Consider the following 334-nt stretch of genomic DNA (forward strand, 5'->3'; position numbering starts at 1 on the left):
TCACGCGGTTGCGGATGATGTCGATGGCACCCATCAGCGCGAAGAGGAAGATCACCAGCACGAACAGCGCGGTCAGCGTCTCGACGCTGCGCGAGGCCAGCACGCGGTCATAGACCTGCAGCATGAACAGCGGCCCGGTCAGCATTAGCAGGTTCACGACAGCCGAGAAGACCCCCACCGACAGGAACAGCGGCCACCCCGTGGCGCGCGCCTGGCGCAGTTCCCGGGCCCCGTCCGTCAGGTTCGCAGCCTTGGCCATACGTCTTGCCCCGAAAATGCCGCGCCGATGGCGGGGCTTGCCTCGTTACCGCGGCGACCATATCACCACGCAGGG

The 334-nt window shown here is 66.5% G+C and carries 1 pseudogene; it reads right to left on the bottom strand.

Annotated features, from left to right (window positions below):
* Window positions 1-259: pseudogene (locus tag TW83_RS16280) on the bottom strand (type I secretion system permease/ATPase); the annotation flags it as partial.
* Between the last annotated feature and the right edge of the window lie 75 nt (window positions 260-334).

The organism is Paracoccus sp. S4493, from assembly GCF_000967735.1.
In the GTDB taxonomy this organism is placed as follows: domain Bacteria; phylum Pseudomonadota; class Alphaproteobacteria; order Rhodobacterales; family Rhodobacteraceae; genus Paracoccus; species Paracoccus marcusii.